This window comes from Microlunatus capsulatus, assembly GCF_017876495.1.
GTDB lineage: Bacteria > Actinomycetota > Actinomycetes > Propionibacteriales > Propionibacteriaceae > Microlunatus > Microlunatus capsulatus.
The window spans coordinates 1,860,048-1,875,197 of sequence record NZ_JAGIOB010000001.1; the positions used below are offsets into that span (position 1 = coordinate 1,860,048).

Sequence of the window (15,150 nt, forward strand, 5' to 3'; positions counted from 1 at the left end):
TCACATGGTCCAGGGCTCGGCGTGCACGTCGACCGCGTCGGACCAGCGGCGCTGCAGGGCCTCGAGCTCGGCCAGCACGTCGGCGTCGAGGCCGCCGACGCCCTGGCTGGCGGCCAGCAGCTCGTCGAGGTGCTCCGGGCGGCTGGTCGAGCCGACGGTCGAGACCACCTGCTCGTGGCTGCGGACGAAGCGGAAGCAGAACTCGGCCCAGGTGGCGACGCCGGAGCGCTCGAAGACGGGCGCGACCTCGACGGCGCGCTCCTGCAGGTAGGGCTTCCAGGCCGCGCCGGGCACGTCGCGCAGCATCTGCACCGGGGCCCCGCAGACGGTGCGCATGGAGATGACGCTGGTGCCCTGCGCTCGCAGCTCGTCCCACAGGGCGTTGGAGGCGAAGCGTTGCAGCGGGTTCAGGTAGGTGATGACGCCCTCGACGAGCCCGTCGAGGTGACCGGCGCGCAGCGCCTGCAGGGGCGCGTCGCTGGTCCACGGGAAGATCTCCAGCACGAAGCGGCGGACCAGCCCCTCGTCGCGCAGCGCGCGCAGGCCGTCGAGGGCGGGGCCACCGGCGACGAGGTCGTCGGCCAGCTGCCCCACCGGGTTGAGCTGGCCGAGGGCGATGGAGCCGAGGCCGAGCGGGCGGAGGTTCTCCGCCACGGTCGCGCGGACGTCGTCGACGGTTCCGCCGCCGAGCTTGACGACCAGCGGCGGGACCGCGTCCGGGTTCTCGGCGAAGGCCTCGCCGAGGACCTCGAGGGCGTGGTCGTACTGGCGGGAGGTGTGCATCCACAGGCCCTCGGCCAGCGCGGTCCGGGCCATGGCGAGCTGCTGCTCGCGCGGGACGTCCGGGTGTCCGAGACGGGTGGTGCCGTAGATGAAGGGGGGCAGGTCGGAGAGAGGTCGGGCCACGCCCCGACGCTAGCCGCCGCGCGACCGGGGCCGCGCTCTGGTCAGCCCGCGGTCACGGGTCTACGGTCGGGCCAGGGGGTCGCGATGGACGTGCAGCAGAGGGTGCGCAGCCACTACAGCCGCGAGGACCTGGCCGACGTCGTGCTCCGGGCGGTCGCCGCCAGCGGCGCGGACCTCGACCACCTACGTCCCGAGGACCTCGGCTCGGTCGACCAGCTGCACCTCGGGGGCGCGGCGGGCACCGCGCACCTGCTCGGCCGGCTGGCGCTGGGTCCGGGGACGCCGGTGCTGGACGTGGGCGGGGGCCTCGGCGGGCCGGCCCGGGCCGCGGCGTCGCGGTGGGGGTGCCCCGTCGTCAGCGTCGACCTCTCCCCCGACTTCGTGGCCGCCGCCCGCGTGCTCACCGAGCGCGTCGGGCTGGCCGACCGGGTCGAGCACCGGCTGGGCCCGGCGGAGCGGACCGGTCTCGGGACGGGCCGGTTCGCCCGGGCGATGATGCTGCACGTCGGCATGAACCTGCCCGACCCGGCGGCGGTGTTCGCCGAGGTGCGACGGCTGCTGGCCGACGACGGGGTGTTCGGGCTCTGGGAGCAGGTGCGGGTCGGCGACGGCCCGCTGGACTACCCGCTGCCCTGGGCCGAGGACGCGTCGTCGTCCTTCCTGCGCGACCTCGACGGGCTGACCCGGGCGCTGGAGGCGAGCGGCTTCGCCGTGCAGGAGGTCGAGGACCGCACGGCCGCGGTCACCGAGGGCACCCCCGGCGCCGGGCCGCCGCTGCTGAGCCCGGCGACGGTGTTCGGGCCCGGCTTCGCCGAGCGGCTGCGCAACGACGTCGCCGCGGTCCGGTCCGGGGTGCTGGCCCCGGTCGTGGTGGTGGCGCGGGCGGTGTGAGGGCCCTTCGACGGGCCCAGGGAGCGAAGAGGTCAGCGGAGGATGCCGTAGCCGCGGGCGAGGTCGCGGGCGACGGTGACGGAGTCGACCAGGGGGTGCAGGGCCAGGGCGGTGACCAGGGCGCCGGGGTCCTGGTCGCGGGCGGCGGCGATGGTGCGCTGCTCGACCTCCTTCACCTGCTGGACCAGGCCCAGCTGGTGACCGGTGAGCGGCGCGGTGGCCAGCGGGCGGGCGCCGGTGGCGTCGACCAGGCAGGGCACCTCGACGACGGCGTCGGCGGGCAGGCCCGGCAGGGTGGAGCCGTTGGCGACGTCGAGGATCATCGTCGTCGTCTCCCCGCGCAGCACCGCGGCCATGTAGGCCAGCGCCACGCCCTCGTAACCGCCCCCGGCGACGTCGGCCTCGGAGCGCTCGTCCTCGGCGCCGCGGACCTCGGCCATGTAGCTGGCGTCGCGGGCCCGGCGGACCTCGCGCCAGTGCTCCAGCGCCCGGTCGGGCTCGGCGGCGACGTCGGCGTAGAAGGCCTGCTGGGAGTCCCGCAGCAGGTCCCCGCGGGTCTGCGGCTCCGAGCGGATCGCCGCCACGGCGTCGCGGGTGAAGTAGTAGTAGTACAGGTACTCGTTGGGCAGGGCGCCCAGCGCGGCGACCCAGTCCGGGCCCAGCAGCCGGGCCTCCTCGATCGTCGCCAGCGCGGCCGGGTCGGCCAGCAGCTCGGGCAGCACGTCGACGCCGTCGTGCACCAGCGCGCGGAGCCAGCCGAGGTGGTTGAGGCCGGCGTAGTCGGCGTGCGTGCGGGCGGGGTCCAGTCCCAGCGCGAGGGCGGCGCGCCGGGCCAGCGCGACCGGGGAGTCGCAGATGCCGACGACGCGGGAGCCGAGCTCGGCCTGCATGGCCTCGGTGATCATCCCGGCCGGGTTGGTGAAGTTGATGACCTGCGCCCCGGGAGCGACGCGGGTGACGGTGCGGGCGACCTCGAGCGCGAACGGGACGGTCCGCCAGCCGTAGGCCACCCCGCCCGGGCCGGTCGTCTCCTGCCCCAGCACCCCGCGGTCGAGGGCGGTGTGCTCGTCGCGGGACCGGCCCTCCAGACCGCCCACGCGGACGGCGGAGAACACGAAGTCCGCGCCCTCGAGCGCCTCGGCCAGGACCGTGCTGGTCCGGACCCGGGGCGCGTCGGGCACGCCGGCGGCCTGCTGGGCCAGCACGTGCGCGACGACGTCGAGACGGGCCTGGTCGACGTCGTGCAGCACCACCTCGTCGACGCGCGGGTCGCCGTGGTCGCGCAGGAGCGCGCCGAAGACGAGCGGGACGCGGAACCCGCCCCCGCCGAGGACGGTCAGTCGGGCCATGCCGGGAGCGTACCGGCGCCGTCCGGGCCGCCCGCGCCGCGAGGGGCCAGACTGGTGCCGGGACCGGGCCGGCCGGACCCGGTGAGGACGGAGGCGAGCGCGTGACCGAGCCCGGGGCGAGCACCACCGACGGCGCGGCTGCAGCTGCTGGAGGCGCCTCCGGCGCGGGCGGGCCCGCGGCCTTCGACCTCTTCCTGCACGGGACCGTCTTCCTCGACCTGATCTTCACCGGGCTGTCGACCTTCCCGCCGCCGGGCGTCGAGACCCACGCCAGCGGGATGGGGTCCTCCCCCGGCGGCATCGCGAACCTCGCCACCGCGGCCAGTCGGCTGGGCCTGCGCACCTCGCTGGCGGCGGCCTTCGGCGACGACGTCTACGGCGAGTTCTGCTGGCGGACCCTCGCCGACCAGGAGGGCATCGACCTCTCCAGCTCGCGGACCTTCGAGGGCTGGCACTCCCCCGTCACCGTGTCGATGGCCACGCAGGGCGACCGCAGCATGGTCACCCACGCCCACGACGCCCCACTGGCCGCGAACCAGATGATCGGCCACCCCCCGCGCTCGCGAGCCGTCGTCGTCGACCTCGGCCACGACTGGTCGACCGAACCGGGCGAGCCGTCCTGGGTGGACCTCGCCCGCGCCGACGGCGCGCTGGTCTTCGCGGACATCGGCTGGGACGAGACGCAGGAGTGGTCCCGGTCCACCCTGGAGCCGCTGGCGTCCTGCCACGCCTTCGTCCCCAACGCGGTCGAGGCGATGGCCTACACCCGGACGGACACCCCCCGGGACGCGCTGTACGCGCTGGCCGACCTGGTGCCGCTGGCCGTGGTCACCAACGGCCCGCACGGCGCGATGGCGATCGACGCCACCACCGGCGAGGAGGCCGAGGTGCCGGCCCTGCGGGTGCCCGCCATCGACCCGACGGGCGCCGGCGACGTCTTCGTCAGCGGCCTGGTGCTGGGCACGCTGCACGGCTGGCCGCTGGCCGACCGGCTGGCGCTGGGCGCGCTCTGCTCGGCCCTGGCCGTCCAGCAGTTCGGCGGCTCGCTGGCCGCGCCGGGCTTCGGCGACGTCCTCGACTGGTGGCACGGCGTCACCGCGGCCGAGGGGCAGAGCGCCTACCTGCGGTCACTGCGGCGCCGCTACGCCTTCCTCGACGGGCTCAGCGTGCCGCAGCCGGTGCGGGAGCGCCGCTGGGCGGCCGCGACCATCGGCCGGGTGCCGCGCCCGCTGGACTGAGCCGCGGGCGCGCCGGGCTCAGGAGGGTCCGGACGCCCCGTCGGACGGCCGCTCGGGACGCCCGTGCCCGGGCCGGGGCGGCTGGAAGGGCGGCGGCTCGGCGGCCGGGTGCCCGGTGAAGCGCTCGATCACCGCGGCGGCGACCTCGCGCAGCTTGAGGTTGCGGTGCTGGGAGGCCCGCCGCAGGATGCCGAACGCCTCGTCGCGGGAGCAGCGGTTCTGCGCCATCAGGACGCCGAGCGCCTGGTCGATGGTCGAGCGGTTGGCCAGGGCCTCCTGGAGGTGCTCGGCCAGCTGCACCTGCTCGGTGAGCCGCAGCACCGTCGGCACCGTGCGGGCCACCTCCTGGGTGAACAGCCGCGCCCGGTCCAGCCGGTCGCCGGCCAGCCCGTCGGGGTCGGGCGCGTAGAGGTTGAGGGCGATCCACTGCCCGGGGCTGAGCACGGCCGGGATCCCGGCCGCGGCCTGGAAGCCGAGCATCGAGGTCACTGCGGCCCAGGCCGGCCAGCGGTCGTCGACGCGGGGGTCCACGAGCCCGGTGTCGACGCCGTGGCGCAGGGCCTCGACGCAGGGGCCGGCCTCGGTGTCGAACTCGACCTGGTCGGCGTCCCACGCCGCGCGGTCGGTGGTGGCCACCGTCAGCAGGTGGTCGTAGACCAGCACGGACAGGCTGAAGGAGCCCTCGACGCCGGTCAGCCCGGCCGTCTCCTGCACCGCGTCCTGCAGGTAGTCCTGCACCGACGTCGTGCGGGCGAGGCTCCCCTCCAGCCGGCTCCAGACCTGGTGCCGGAAGGCGTCGTCGTCCATCCCCGCCCCCTCCTCGTCGTCGGGGCGGCGCTCCCGGTCCGGCGCCGCTCCGCTGCCACCCTACGAGCCCGGGACGGGGCCGGCGGACGACGTAGCCTCGGTCCGTGCTCGACGCCCTCAGCCCGCAGCGCCGCCGCGTCGTGCTGGCCGGGGCCGGCGTCGTCGCCCTCCTGCTGGTCGCGCTGGTCGCGACGCTGGTGGTGCGGGCCGTCCGGCCGGCGGCGTCGGTCCCCCAGGACCAGCCGGGTCCGGTCCTCCTGGTGCCCGGCTACGGCGGCGACGGGTCCTCGCTGCAGCCGCTGGCGCAGGCGCTGCGCGACGCCGGCCGGACCGCCGTCGTCGTGCCCGAGGTGGGCGACGGCACCGGCGACCTGGACGCCCAGGCCGTCGCCCTGGCGGCGGTGGCGGAGCGCGTGCGGGAGGAGTTCGGCGCCACGTCGGTCGACGTCGTCGGCTACTCCGCGGGCGGCGTGGTGGCCCGGCTCTGGGTCCGCGACCACGGCGGGGACGCCGTCGCCCGCCGGGTGCTCACCCTCGGATCGCCGCACCACGGCACCACCCAGGCCGCCCTGGGCGCCAGCCTCGCCGGTGGCTGCCCGCCGGCCTGCGAGCAGCTGGTGCCGGGCAGCGAGCTCCTCCGCCGGCTGAACGCCCGCGACGAGACCCCGGCCGGCCCGGCCTGGGTGACGCTGCGCTCGACCGCCGACCAGGTGGTCACCCCCGTCGACTCCGCCGCCCTCGACGGCGCCCTCGACGTCGCGGTCCAGGACCTCTGCCCCGCCGCCACCACCTCCCACGCCGGCCTGCCGGCCGACCCGGTCACCCGGGCCCTGGTCGGATCCGCGCTCGGCGCCGGTCCGCCGGCGCTGCCGTCCGCCGTCCGCTGCTGAGACCCTCCTCGGACCCCGCAAGCCGTGAACAAGGTTGGACTAGACGACGAGTTCGTTCACGGCTTGTGGCCGGAGCGCGTGAACGAGTGGTGAGTAGACCCGCCATTCGTTCACGCGTTGAGCTGGGCGGGCCCTTCGGCGGGCTCAGGGAGCGGGGGCCGGGCTCGGGGAGCGGGGGCGGCGGGGGGTCAGTCGTCGATGTCCTTGGTCGTGAAGCTGGCCCAGGCGGCGAGGGTGAAGACGAGGAGGTAGCCCAGCTGGACGACCAGGCCGCGGCCGACGTCGGTCCACAGGATCGGGTCGCGGAAGAGGTCGACGAAGGCCAGCCAGTAGCGAGTGGGGAGGAACGGGTGCAGGGCGCCGGCCGCGTCGAGGCCCAGCAGCACCGTCGAGGCGATGAGCAGGCCGATGGTGCCCAGCGCGGCGCCGATCGAGGACGTGGTCAGGGTGGAGAAGAACAGCGCGACGGCGGCCACGCCCAGCATCGAGACGACGACGTAGCCCAGGGCCAGCGCCGTCCGGACGGCGATGTCGGCCGGGGTGAGGGTGGAGCCGCTGAGGCTGACCGTCCCGCCGGCCGGCGCGTCGCCGAGCAGCAGCCGGCCCTCCACCGCGGTCACCGCGGCGACGACCAGGACCGCCAGCAGGACGAAGGCGATGACGGTGACCAGCTTGGCCACCAGCAGCCGGGTCCGGCCGACGGGGCGGGTCAGCAGGTAGCGGAGCGTGCCGGTCTGCGCCTCGCCGGCGATCGCGTCACCGCCCAGGACGGCCACGGCGATGGGCAGGAACAGCGGCAGCACCACGCCCAGCGCGGCGAGCGGGAACAGCGTCCCGTCGCTGAGCACCGCCGACAGGAACGGCGGGCCGTCGCCCGGGGCGGGGGCGAGGTCGGTGACGGCCAGCAGCACCGCGACCAGGGTGGGCAGGGCGACGAGCATCCCGATGATCACCCAGGTCCGCGGGCGGCGCAGCATCTTGACCAGCTCGACGGTGATCACGGGCGCCGCCCCGCATCGAGGACGAGCTGCTCGAGGTCGCGCCGGTGCGGGCCGATCTCGGCCACCCGCAGGCCGGCCCCGACCAGGTGCGCGTTGAGCGCGGCCGCGTCGTCGGCGCGGACCAGCAGCCGGTCGGCCTCGACGCCCGCCACGGCCGAGCCCAGCAGCTCGGTCCCGCGCGCGACGTCCGGGGTGCGCACCGCGACGAGCCCGGAGGGCCGCAGCAGCACGTCGAGCCGCTCCTGCAGGACCAGCCGGCCGCGGTCGAGGACGCCGACCCGGGTGCACATCTGCTCGATCTCGGCCAGCAGGTGGCTGGAGAGGAAGATCGTCGTGCCCTCGGCGTTGAGCCGCAGCAGCAGGTCGCGGATCTCCTGGATGCCCTGGGGGTCGAGACCGTTCGTGGGCTCGTCGAGGACCAGCAGGTCGGGCCGGCGCAGCAGCGCCGCGGCCAGCCCCAGCCGCTGCCGCATGCCCAGCGAGTAGGCCCGCGTCGGCCGGCGGTCGGCCGGGTCGAGGCCCACCTCGGCGAGCACCTCGGTGATCCGGCCCTGCCGGGTGCGCCGCGGCAGCCGGTCGGTGCCGCTGGCGTCCAGCAGCGCGAGGTTCGCCCGGCCCGACAGGTGCGGGTAGGCGCCCGGCCCCTCCACTAGCGCGCCGACCCGGGGCAGCACCTGGGCCCGGCCCGCCGGCATCGGCCGGCCGAGCACCTCCGCGCTGCCGGAGGTGGGCAGCACCAGCCCCAGCAGCATCCGGACCGTCGTCGTCTTGCCCGAGCCGTTGGCGCCGAGGAAGCCGTAGACGTCGCCGCGGCCGACCTCGAGGTCGACGCCGTCCACGGCCCGCAGCTCGCCGTAGCGCTTGGTCAGCCCACGGGTGCGGATGACGACGGCCTCGTCGGGCGGGGGCGGGAGGGTCTCGACGAGCTCGGCGCGGTCGGTGGTCACCGGGTCACCGCCGCCAGCTCGGTCGCGGCCCGCTCCAGCGTCTCGGGGGTGACGGTGCCGGCGACCAGGAACGCGCCGCGCCCGAACCGGCCGGGGGTGACGAGCAGCGAGACCGGCCCGACGAGCGCCACGGTGCCGACGTCGGTGCTGCGCGCCGTGGCGCTGGCCTCCAGCCGGTCGCGGAGCGGGCGGGCCACCTGGCCGCGCAGCGGGAGGGCGATGAGCGCCGTCGGCCCCCGGCCGTAGATCCCGACGGCCGCCGGGTCCTGGCCGTCGCGCACCGGCAGCCCGGCCAGCGTCGCGGGCAGGTCGTAGGGGGCCAGCGCGTTGGCTGCCGCGGCCGCGTCGACGGCGTCCTCGTAGGTGAGCGTGGTGCTGGCCGCCGGCCGGAAGACCGTCGTCGAGGAGTCGGGCGGCCGGAGGTCGAGCCCGGTGACCTCGGTGCGCAGCACGGGCCGGGCGTCGCCGGGCCCGTAGAGCTCGACGCGCAGCGGCAGCCCGCTGCCCGGCTCCACCCAGACGTCGACGTGGTCGACGCTGGCGGCCGGGTCGTCGGGGGTGATCCGCAGGCCGGGGGCCGCGACGCCGGCGACCCGCGCCGCCGGCAACCGGCTGAGCTCGTCGTCGCGCACCCCGCGCAGCAACGACCGGGCCAGGGTGGCGGGCAGCAGGTCGGCCGCGTCGGGCAGCCGCACCCGGCTGAGCGGGGAGACCGTCGCGGTGTCGGACTCGAACACCCAGCGGACCTGCAGGCCGCGGGAGCGGAACAGGTCCGTCTCCCCCGTGCTGCGCAGCCGGTCGACCCGCCACTCCTGCGGGCCGCGCCACCACACGCGCAGCTGGTTGTCCTCGCCGAGCAGTTGGCCCAGCGTGGCGAACGAGTCGCTGTCGGGCACCTGCAGCGCACCGGAGGTCTGCACCGTGCCGGACCAGCCCCAGGTGGCCGATGTCCGGACCAGCCGCGCGAGGGCCGCCGGGTCGCGGGGGGTGTCGGGCACGGGACGGGCGGCCAGGGCGAACGGGGCGCCGACCAGCGCGGCGGCCACCAGCAGCACCACCAGCCAGCGCAGACCCATGCGCGCCACTGTAGGTGAGGCGCCGAAGCCCCCGCGGGCGGTGACGGCGGGCCGGGGATGATGGTCCGATGGAGCAGAGAGACCGGCTGGGGCTGCACGAGACCGCCCCGGGCGAGGACGAGATCGGCGGCCGGTCGCTGACCCACTGGGGCACCGCGGGCGGGCGCTGGCTGGTCACCCGGATGGTCGCGCTGGCCCGGCTGGTGACCGCGCACGGCGTGCTGGCCGTGACGGCGGCCGTCGGCCTGGTGCTGGTGCTGGGCCTGGTGCTGGCCGCCGGGGGCATCTACGACGCCGTCGAGGAGTCCGACGGCATCGCCGGGCTCGACCGCCCGGTGCTGGACCGGGCGCTGGCGGCCCGCTCCCCCGACCTCGACGCCGCGCTCACGGTGTTCACCCACCTCGGGGGCCCGCTGGGCATGACGGTGATCGCGGCCACGATCACGGCCGCCATGGTCTGGCGCTGGCGCTCGCGCACCCCGCTGGTGCTGATGCTCATCACCGTGGCCGGCTCGCTGACCGCCACCGTCGTCGGCAAGAACGCCGTCGGCCGGCTGCGCCCCCCGCGGGTGGACGCGGTCCCGCCCTTCGAGTCCAGCCCGTCCTTCCCCAGCGGCCACGCCCTCAACAGCACCGCCATCGCCGGGATGGTCGCCTACCTCCTGCTGCTGCACCTGCAGAGCCGGCTGGCCCGGGTGCTGGCCGTCGTGCTGGCCGGGGTCTGGGCGGTGGCCATCGGGCTCAGCCGGGTGTTCCTCGGCCACCACTGGCTGACCGACGTGATGGTCGGCTGGGTCATCGGGCTCGCCTGGCTGGCGCTGGTGGTCACCGCGCACCGGCTGTTCCTCAGCGTCCGACGGGCCCCCGGCACCGCCTGAGCGCCGGGCCAGGACGCGGCGAGGGCCGCGCCCGGGGTGCTCCCCCGGCCGCGGCCCTCGCGCAGGCCTCCCGACGAGCGGGGCCTAGGTTCCGACCTTCTTGATCCCGAAGATCCAGCCGATCGACGCACCCGTCCACCCGGGCGGGGCGTACGGGTTCGTCTCGTCGGGGAAGTTCGTCCAGTTCGAGCTGTTGAACTCGTAGAACTCGTTGGGCCGGTACATCAGCGGCACCACCGGGATGCCCTCGCGGTAGATGGCGTCGAGCTTGCCGTAGATCTCCTTGAGCGCCGCGTCGTCGGCCGCCGAGCCCACCGAGTCGAGCAGGCCGGCCACGTCGGGGTGGGAGAACCTCGTGAAGTTCGAGAACGCCGTCTTCCCGATCGGCGGGATGCCCCGGTCGTCGAGGACGTCGCGGAACCGGGTCCACGGGCTGGCGACGCTGACGCCGGAGGCGTTCCAGCAGGCCAGCTGGAAGTTGCCGTTCTGGATCGCCGTCGTCACCTGGGGCGCCTGCGGGAACTTGGTGGAGACGTCGATGCCGACCGCCTTGCAGGACTTGGCGACGATCTCCAGCGCGGTGTTCCAGTCGCTCCAGCCCGAGGGGGTGATGGCCTCCCAGGGGCCCAGCCGGGTGCCGTCGGGCAGCGAGTAGATCCCGTCGGAGCCCTTGGTGCAGCCCAGCTCGTTCTCGAGGATGTCGACGGCCTTGTCCGGGTCGTGGCTCCAGCCCGAGCTGTCCACGGCCGCCTGGTCGAAGTACTTCCCCTCGGCGCCCGTCGGCAGCATCAGACTGGCCTTCGCCGGGTCGGAGTAGTCCGACATGGCCGTGCTGGCGATGGCCGGGTAGTCGATCGCGTAGGCGATGGCCAGCCGGACCTTCGGCTCGTCCAGGCCCTTGACGGCCGGGTTGATCTCCAGCAGCGGCAGGTTGCCCGGGAGGTAGTAGGGCTTGTCCTTGAGCCAGGTCCCGACGGGCGCGCCCTTCTCCCACATCTTCCAGATCTGGGCGGTGAAGGTCTGCGCGGCGTCGAGCTCACCGCCCTCCAGCTTGAGGTCGGAGGCGTTGTTGTCCTTGAAGATCGGGTGGTTGATCGTCGTCATCGCCGGCGTGCCGAAGAGCGCCTTGCCCCAGTAGGAGTCGGAGCGGACGAGGTTGATCTGGGTCTGGTCGTAGCTCTCCAGGGTGAAGGGCCCGCTGCCCACCGGCTCGAGGTTCTTCTCCTTGATCACCTCGGTGCCGAAGGGCTCCCAGACGTGCTTGGGCACGATGAAGGTGCCCGAGATCGCGTCCTTGACCGAGCCGGGGTTGTACGGGTCGCTCTTGACGGTGAACTTGACCGTGCGGGGGTCCACCGCCTCCACCGAGTCCAGGTACTCCCACAGGTTGGAGTAGCCGAGGGCGGTCTTCTTCGCGAGCTCGAATGTGTAGACGACGTCGTCGGCGGTCAGCTCGGTGCCGTCGCTCCAGGTGGTGCCGTCCTGCAGCGGGAGCACCAGCGAGGTCTCGTCCGGCTCCTGCATCTCCTTGGCCAGCCCGGGCTGCAGCGAGCCGTCCAGCAGGTTGAAGCGCAGCAGCGTCTCGTAGATCAGCTGGGTGTGGCCCGACGCCGTCGGCCAGGCCGGGGTGGCACCGAGGGGGTTGAAGTTGGTCGGGGCGCCCGACTGCACGAAGACGAACAGCGTGTCGCCGGACGCGCCCGCCCGGCCGGTGGCCGTCGAGCTGTCGCCGGTGCTGCTGCGGGTCTGCGCGGTGCCGCAGCCGGTGACGCCCAGGCCGAGAGCGGCGGCGGCCAGGCCGGCCCCCGTCATGCCGAGGACGCGGCGCCGGGTCGGCCGCAGGGCGGCGCCCCGCTCCGTCTGCTGGTCGAGCCCTGGTTCCTGGTCCATGACGACATCCCCTCGACGGTGGTGCACGGCGGTGTGACGGCACACGCGGAGCCCGGTCCGGTGTGGTCGAGAACACCCTTGCACAACTTTGGTCCGATTGGTCTAGTCTTCCTCGACATCGGTCCGCAGATCCCGCACATCCGTCGCCGGGGTCCGGGCCGCACGCGGCGGGGGACGCACCCACCGCGGCCATGTGACCGGGCGGGGCGCCGTCCGGACCCCGTCGGAGGTCCACATGACCACGCCCACGCCACCCGTGCCCCCGCGCCGGGTCCGCACCGTCCTCGTCGGCCGGCCCCAGACCTACCAGTGGCTCCGCCGCGAGCTGGTGAGCAGCATCTTCAAGGACCCGGTCCTCGGGCCGGTGGCCGTCGGGGTGGACGGGCTCTCCGGGGACGAGCAGTCCGACCGCAAGAGCCACGGCGGACCCGACAAGGCCGTCTACGCCTACGCCCGCGAGGACGAGGACTGGTGGGAGGCCGAGACGGGCACGCCCTTCCCCGACGGCTCCTTCGGGGAGAACCTCACCACCGCCGGCCTGGACCTGACCAACGCCGTCATCGGCGAGACCTGGCGGGTGGGCACCGCCCTGCTCCAGGTCACCGAGCCGCGCACGCCGTGCTGGAAGCTCGGGCTCAAGATGGGCGACCCCGCGTTCCCCCGCCGGGCGGCGGCCTCCCGCCGGCCCGGCGTGCTGCTGCGGGTGCTCGAGGAGGGCGTCGTCGAGGCCGGGGACGCCGTTGTCCGGGGCCCGGCGCCGGCGCACGGCATCACCGCCGCCGACGTCAACCGGGTCTACTACGGCGACAGCCAGGACCTCTCCCCCATCTGGGACGCCCCCGAGCTGGCCGCGCACTGGCGCACCTGGGCCGACCACCGCTCGGTGTGGCACCTGGAGGACGCCAAGCTCGGCCGGCTGGGGCCCGACACCGGGGAGTGAGCCGTGCCCGGCGCCCGGGGCGGGCTCAGGTCAGCAGGAAGTCCGCCGGGTGCGGGGTGCCGAGCACCCGGGCGTGCAGGTCCGGAGCCAGCGCGACGCCGCCCTCGGCCAGGGCGTCCAGCAGGGCGCCGACCACCGGCGGGGCGGTGCTCACCGTGACCGCCACGGGACCGACCGCGTCGGCCAGCGCGGCGGTCACCGCCGTCCGGTAGGCGGGGTGCTCCGAGGTCAGCACCGACCCGCCGAGGACGACGGGGACGGGTCCGGGCGCGGTGTCCAGGCCGGTCTCGCGCGCCGTCACCGCGACCAGCCCGGCCAGCACCGCGGCGTGCCGGTCGACGACCCCGGCGGCCACGGCGTCGCCGTCCCCCGCGGCGCGCAGCACGCTGCGGGCGGCCCGCCAGGTGTCGCGGTCCGGCCGGCGGCCCTCCCGCCGGGTCAGGCTGTGCAGCAGGGCCGGGACGTCCGGCTCGTCGAACAGCTCCAGCAGCAGCGGGGTCAGCCCCGTCGCCGGCCCCAGCCCGGTGGCGGCGTCGACCACGGCCCGGACCCCGGCCATCCCGAGCCCGCGGCCGGCCAGCTCGTGCTGGATCCACCAGCCCGCCGACCACTCGCGGCCGTCCGGTCCGCGCCCCGAGACGGCGGGTCCGCTGCCCGCCGTCACCGCGACGCCGACCCCGGAGGGCTGCCCGCAGCGCAGCAGGGCGTACCCGTCGTTGCGGACGCTGGCCGGGCGCAGCGCCGGCTCCCGGCGGGCCAGGGCGGCGGTCCAGAAGGCCTCGTCCTCGTCCCAGTCGACCCCGGCCAGCCGGAAGGCCGCGTGCGCGACGCCGTCGACCGCGACCCCGGCGGCGGCCAGGGCCTGGCCGGCGGCGTCCAGCACGGCGTCGACGGCGTCCTCCGCGTCGGGCACCCCGTAGATGTCCCCGACGCCCGCGCGACCGCGGCCCAGCACCCGGCCGTCGGCGTCGGCGAGCAGGGCGACGGTCTTGGAGTTGCCGGCGTCGACGCCGAGGTAGCAGCGGCTCACCGCAGCAGGCGCTCCGGCAGGAACTCCCGGTTGGCGTGGGCGAGGTCGTCGTAGAGCTCCTCGGCGACCGGGAGCGTCGGGACGAACGGGTGAGCGGCCAGCGCGCGCACGGCGTCGGCGCGGTCGCCGTCCCAGGCGGCGACGGCGGCCAGCCGCTGGTACTCCGCCAGCTGCTGGGTGATGCCGCGGACCGCGTGCGGCAGCGGCTGCTGCGGCAGCGGCGTAGCGCCCCGGCCGTCGACGGTGCACCAGACCTCGACGACGGTGTCCTCGTCGAAGCCGGGCAGCACGCCGCCGGTGTTGAGCAGGTTGACGGGCAGCGCGGTCGGGGCGTCGTTGTAGTAGGCGCTCATCACGTCGATGGCCAGCTCCAGCTCGTGGATGCCGCCGCGGGAGCGGGCCGGGTCCAGCACCGGCGTCGGGCTGGCCGCCTGCTCGCGGTAGTGCTGCCAGTAGTCGTCCACGTTCTCCAGGATCACCCCGGCCCTCGTGAGCCGGCGGCTCTGGGCCTCGCGGAAGAACTCCTGGCCGAAGTAGTAGTAGCGGAAGTAGTCGGCGGGGATGGACTGCATGGCGACGGCCAGGTGCAGCATCCGGCGGTCCCACAGCGGCACCGACGGGTCGTCGCGGACCCGGTCCAGGCCCTCGGCGAGCAGTGGCATGACGTCCTCGCCGTCGTAGAGGTGCGTCGTCGACCAGCAGTTGTGGTTGACCCCGGCCATCACGACGTGGGCCCGCTCGGGGTCCAGGCCCGCGGTCCGCAGGATCGAGGGCCAGAAGATCATCGGCCCCTCGCACATCGAGAGGATCTCGGTGTCGGTGTGGTCGAGGACGGCCTGGGAGACGACGTTGACCGGGTTCGTGTAGTTGAAGACGCGGGCGCGCGGGGCGACGGCGTCCAGGTCGGCCAGCAGGCCCTGGAAGACCTGGACCGAGCGCAGCGCCATCATGAACCCGCCCGGGCCCTGGGTCTCCTGGCCGATGACGCCGTGCCGCATCGGGATCAGCTCGTCCTGGACGCGCATGGCGAAGTCGCCCGGCCGGAAGCTCGTGAGCACCGCGTCGACGTCGGCGAAGCCGGCCCGGCGGTCGGTGGTGGCGGTGACGGTGAGGTCGAGGCCGGCGGCGCGGGCCATGTTCTGGGCCAGGGAGCGGACGATCTCCAGCTCCTCGGGCCGCTGGTCGACCAGCACGACCTCCGAGCCCGCGAACTCCTCGCCGTGGTCGATGAGCGAGGCCATCGTGCCGGCGGCGCGCGACGAGCCGCCGCCCAGGTAGGCGAGCTTGATCCGGGCCATGCGGCTCCT

The 15,150-nt window shown here is 75.3% G+C and carries 14 protein-coding genes; 5 read left to right on the forward strand and 9 right to left on the reverse strand.

Going from position 1 to position 15,150, the window contains the following annotated elements; all coding sequences use genetic code 11:
* The gene (locus JOF54_RS08540; RefSeq protein WP_210054742.1) at positions 1-906 is read right to left on the reverse strand and encodes an aldo/keto reductase; all 906 of its coding nucleotides are present in this window, start codon (positions 904-906) and stop codon (positions 1-3) included.
* An 84-nt stretch (positions 907-990) separates the two neighbouring features.
* On the opposite strand from JOF54_RS08540, the gene JOF54_RS08545 reads away from it, so the two are divergent.
* A complete protein-coding gene (locus JOF54_RS08545; protein ID WP_210054744.1) occupies positions 991-1,797 on the forward strand; it encodes an SAM-dependent methyltransferase in 807 nt (268 codons plus the stop codon).
* Positions 1,798-1,829: 32 nt separating this feature from the next.
* On the opposite strand, the gene JOF54_RS08550 is transcribed toward JOF54_RS08545, so the two are convergent.
* The gene (locus tag JOF54_RS08550; protein ID WP_210054746.1) at positions 1,830-3,146 is read right to left on the reverse strand and encodes a 6-phospho-beta-glucosidase; all 1,317 of its coding nucleotides are present in this window, start codon (positions 3,144-3,146) and stop codon (positions 1,830-1,832) included.
* Between the two features lie 101 nt (positions 3,147-3,247).
* On the opposite strand from JOF54_RS08550, the gene JOF54_RS08555 reads away from it, so the two are divergent.
* The gene (locus tag JOF54_RS08555; protein ID WP_210054748.1) at positions 3,248-4,384 is read left to right on the forward strand and encodes a carbohydrate kinase family protein; all 1,137 of its coding nucleotides are present in this window, start codon (positions 3,248-3,250) and stop codon (positions 4,382-4,384) included.
* An 18-nt stretch (positions 4,385-4,402) separates the two neighbouring features.
* On the opposite strand, the gene JOF54_RS08560 is transcribed toward JOF54_RS08555, so the two are convergent.
* Complete coding sequence (locus tag JOF54_RS08560) at positions 4,403-5,191, reverse strand: ANTAR domain-containing protein (protein ID WP_210054750.1); 789 nt, start codon at positions 5,189-5,191, stop codon at positions 4,403-4,405.
* 104 nt (positions 5,192-5,295) lie between these two features.
* On the opposite strand from JOF54_RS08560, the gene JOF54_RS08565 reads away from it, so the two are divergent.
* Positions 5,296-6,081, forward strand: a complete 786-nt coding sequence (locus tag JOF54_RS08565; RefSeq protein ID WP_210054752.1) for a lipase family alpha/beta hydrolase — start codon at positions 5,296-5,298, stop codon at positions 6,079-6,081.
* Between the two features lie 188 nt (positions 6,082-6,269).
* Here JOF54_RS08565 and JOF54_RS08570 read toward each other — a convergent pair whose 3' ends face one another.
* The 3 genes from JOF54_RS08570 to JOF54_RS20895 are packed head-to-tail and all read right to left on the reverse strand — an operon-like array spanning position 6,270 to position 9,105.
* Positions 6,270-7,082, reverse strand: a complete 813-nt coding sequence (locus JOF54_RS08570) for an ABC transporter permease (protein WP_210054754.1) — start codon at positions 7,080-7,082, stop codon at positions 6,270-6,272.
* The gene (locus JOF54_RS20890) at positions 7,079-8,029 is read right to left on the reverse strand and encodes an ABC transporter ATP-binding protein (protein WP_307803970.1); all 951 of its coding nucleotides are present in this window, start codon (positions 8,027-8,029) and stop codon (positions 7,079-7,081) included. The genes JOF54_RS08570 and JOF54_RS20890 overlap by 4 nt, the downstream gene beginning before the upstream one ends.
* Positions 8,026-9,105 carry a LolA-like protein gene (locus JOF54_RS20895; protein WP_245358019.1) on the reverse strand — a complete coding sequence of 360 codons (1,080 nt, stop codon included), beginning with the start codon at positions 9,103-9,105 and terminating at the stop codon, positions 8,026-8,028. The genes JOF54_RS20890 and JOF54_RS20895 overlap by 4 nt, the downstream gene beginning before the upstream one ends.
* Positions 9,106-9,173: 68 nt before the next feature.
* Between JOF54_RS20895 and JOF54_RS20900 the strand changes: the two genes are divergently transcribed.
* Positions 9,174-9,983, forward strand: a complete 810-nt coding sequence (locus JOF54_RS20900) for a phosphatase PAP2 family protein (RefSeq protein ID WP_245358022.1) — start codon at positions 9,174-9,176, stop codon at positions 9,981-9,983.
* A gap of 84 nt (positions 9,984-10,067) precedes the next feature.
* Here JOF54_RS20900 and JOF54_RS08580 read toward each other — a convergent pair whose 3' ends face one another.
* On the reverse strand, positions 10,068-11,873 hold the full coding sequence (locus JOF54_RS08580; protein ID WP_210054756.1) for an ABC transporter substrate-binding protein: 1,806 nt from the start codon (positions 11,871-11,873) through the stop codon (positions 10,068-10,070).
* A gap of 235 nt (positions 11,874-12,108) precedes the next feature.
* Between JOF54_RS08580 and JOF54_RS08585 the strand changes: the two genes are divergently transcribed.
* The gene (locus JOF54_RS08585) at positions 12,109-12,813 is read left to right on the forward strand and encodes an MOSC domain-containing protein (RefSeq protein WP_210054758.1); all 705 of its coding nucleotides are present in this window, start codon (positions 12,109-12,111) and stop codon (positions 12,811-12,813) included.
* A gap of 25 nt (positions 12,814-12,838) precedes the next feature.
* Here the strand turns inward: JOF54_RS08585 and JOF54_RS08590 are convergent, their stop codons facing one another.
* Both JOF54_RS08590 and JOF54_RS08595 read right to left on the reverse strand, forming a co-directional pair.
* Positions 12,839-13,843 carry a BadF/BadG/BcrA/BcrD ATPase family protein gene (locus JOF54_RS08590; RefSeq protein WP_210054760.1) on the reverse strand — a complete coding sequence of 335 codons (1,005 nt, stop codon included), beginning with the start codon at positions 13,841-13,843 and terminating at the stop codon, positions 12,839-12,841.
* Complete coding sequence (locus JOF54_RS08595) at positions 13,840-15,141, reverse strand: family 4 glycosyl hydrolase (RefSeq protein ID WP_210054762.1); 1,302 nt, start codon at positions 15,139-15,141, stop codon at positions 13,840-13,842. Before JOF54_RS08595 ends, JOF54_RS08590 begins: the two co-directional genes overlap by 4 nt.
* Positions 15,142-15,150: the final 9 nt, after the last annotated feature.